General features: G+C 46.1%; 1 protein-coding gene and 1 pseudogene. Both read left to right on the forward strand.

Annotated elements, in window-relative coordinates; translation table 11 throughout:
* The first annotated feature begins 691 nt into the window (after positions 1–691).
* Positions 692–2,359, forward strand: coding sequence for a group II intron reverse transcriptase/maturase (gene ltrA / locus JZY04_RS20865; RefSeq protein WP_072541217.1), 1,668 nt, complete (start codon positions 692–694; stop codon positions 2,357–2,359).
* Positions 2,343–2,479, forward strand: a pseudogene (locus JZY04_RS21415) (DNA methylase); the annotation flags it as partial. The gene ltrA and the pseudogene JZY04_RS21415, both read left to right, overlap by 17 nt.

Consider the following 2,479-nt stretch of genomic DNA (forward strand, 5'->3'; position numbering starts at 1 on the left):
GATACGCCGTGGGTGCGACATGAAGTCGCATAGATAATTGTTGGAATGATACTTACGGGTATCAGTTTTAACCCGCTGTTCCGTCAGCGGTAGCCTACCGACCGGTGCACCTTAATGTTGTATTAAGCGGTCGGGACAAAGTACACTTTCGCAAGACAAGACAGAACCGTGAGGGGAAGTCAAGTACGGTTAGTATCATACCGTAGAGTGGCGAGGCTGGATAGTATGGTTAGCGCAAGCGAACTGTTAGTAAACTTCGTAATGTCACGAAAGAGTGTAAGATACTGGCACACTCTACCCAAAAGGGAAGCGGTCGGTTAATCCTCTCCATGGTAGGATTACACGGATATAAGCACCGCCGGAGGATGAGACAGAACCTAACCTATCCGTTAGTTATCTATGTGGAACATGGTAAGCCTGTATATCTCCTGTCATGTAAAAAATGGCAGGTAAGCTGACAGCAATGAAAGCCGAATGGTGTGCAGGTATAAGATAACAGAAAAAGCGAATGCCGTTCTGTAATGGAGCGGATACGGATTGAACCGACATCACGAGCTGATGTGGGCGACATCATCCGACACGAAAGTGGGCAGACTTCTGTGACGACATTAGGGAGGCAATCAAAACCGAATGTTGTCAAATGGTGATTCTTTACAATTAACTTTTAGAACTTTCAAAAGGAGGAAAGCAAATGAACGAAAACAAGACATCGTGTGCGCCTGCTGACAATCAGCAAACACTTTGGGACAGAATAGACTGGAATAAGGCGGAGTTGGCTGTCAGAAAGCTACAAGCGCGTATTGTAAAGGCTCAGAAGGAAGGCAGACCGGGCAAGGTGAAAGCCTTGCAGTGGACGCTGACCCACTCTTTTTACGCAAAAGCCTTAGCCGTAAAGAGAGTTACTTCTAATGGAGGTGGCAACACCCCCGGGGTGGACATGGAAACATGGGAGAAACCCGAAGCAAAAACACAAGCGATAAGCGAACTCAAACGCAGAGGCTACCAGCCGAAGCCATTGAGAAGAGTCCACATCAAAAAGAGTAATGGCAAACTGCGACCGTTGGGAATACCGACAATGAAAGACAGAGCCATGCAAGCACTCTACCTCATGGCATTGGAACCAGTGTCGGAAACAACAGCCGACACACGTTCATACGGTTTCCGCAAGGAACGTCGCTGTATGGATGCGGTAATGCAATGCCATAACATTCTCCGAAAAGGCTATTCTCCCGAATGGATTCTGGAGGGTGACATAAAGGGGTGCTTCGACCATATCAGCCATGAATGGCTGCTTGCCAACATCCCTATGGATAAGGCAATGCTCCGAAAATGGTTGAAATGCGGCTATATCTTCAACAAACAGATGTTCCCGACAGAGGAGGGAACACCACAAGGTGGTATTATCTCTCCCACGCTTGCCAATATGACATTGGACGGATTGCAGAAAGTCCTTGCAGAGAAATATAAACGAGTTAGAATCAAAGGCAAGTTATATTCGCCAATGGTGAATCTTGTCCGCTACGCTGATGACTTTATAATTACCTGCGAGAACCGTGAAACACTTGAAAAGGAAATCAAGCCATTGGTAGCCGACTTTATGTCTGAAAGAGGTCTGACCTTATCAGAAGAAAAGACGGTGATAACCAATATCCGTGACGGTTTCGATTTTCTCGGTTTCAATATCCGCAAATACGGCAATGAAATATTGACCAAGCCGACCAAGAAAGCCGAAAAACGCTTTATGGAGAATATCCGTAAGGTGACAAAAGGCCATAAGGGTTGCAAGCAGGAATCATTAATCAGGATGTTGAATGCTAAAATCCGAGGATGGGGAGCATATTATCAGCATGGGGCGACACGTGATTCTTTTCACAGAATTGACCATCAGATATTTCTCGCCTTGTGGCAATGGGCTAAACGCCGTCATTCCAAGAAAGGGAAACGGTGGATAAAAGACCGTTATTGGCACAATATCCGAGGGAACAGCTGGACTTTTGCGGCTAAGTTCAAGAAATCAAACGGCAAAGAAGACCAACTTACCTTGTTGAAACTGGCATCTTCGTTTCCTTTCCTGCAATATACGCAGATAAAGGGGGACATGAATCCGTTTGACGCAGACTGCCGCCTGTACTTCAATAAAAGAATGAAGTCAAAGATGCTTGTGACACTGAAAGGACGTAAGTCCCTGCTTTACCTATGGGAAAAGCAAGGTCGGAAATGTCCGATATGTGGTGAACCGATTGACACGCATAAGGCATGGAACGTAATGCCAACCGTCCAAGACGGACGGAAATGCAATCTGTTGGTTCATGACGAATGTTTCAAATTATCCCGTAAAACCAATGGAAACAAGAAGTAGTATGAGCCGGTCTCTGCATATAAACAGAGACTTAGAAAAGCTTGAGCCGTATGAGGGGAAACCCTCATGTACGGTTCTGAGGGGGGAAGAGGGCAGTAATGCCCTTGACCTACCCGATCG

It is taken from the genome of Bacteroides sp. 11BF, from assembly GCF_019633765.1.
Classification (GTDB): Bacteria; Bacteroidota; Bacteroidia; order Bacteroidales; family Bacteroidaceae; genus Bacteroides; species Bacteroides hominis.

Bases quoted from the DNA above. Each gene is read 5' to 3' on its own strand.
- ltrA (WP_072541217.1), top strand. From the start codon at position 692: ATGAACGAAAACAAGACATCGTGTGCGCCTGCTGACAATCAGCAAACA.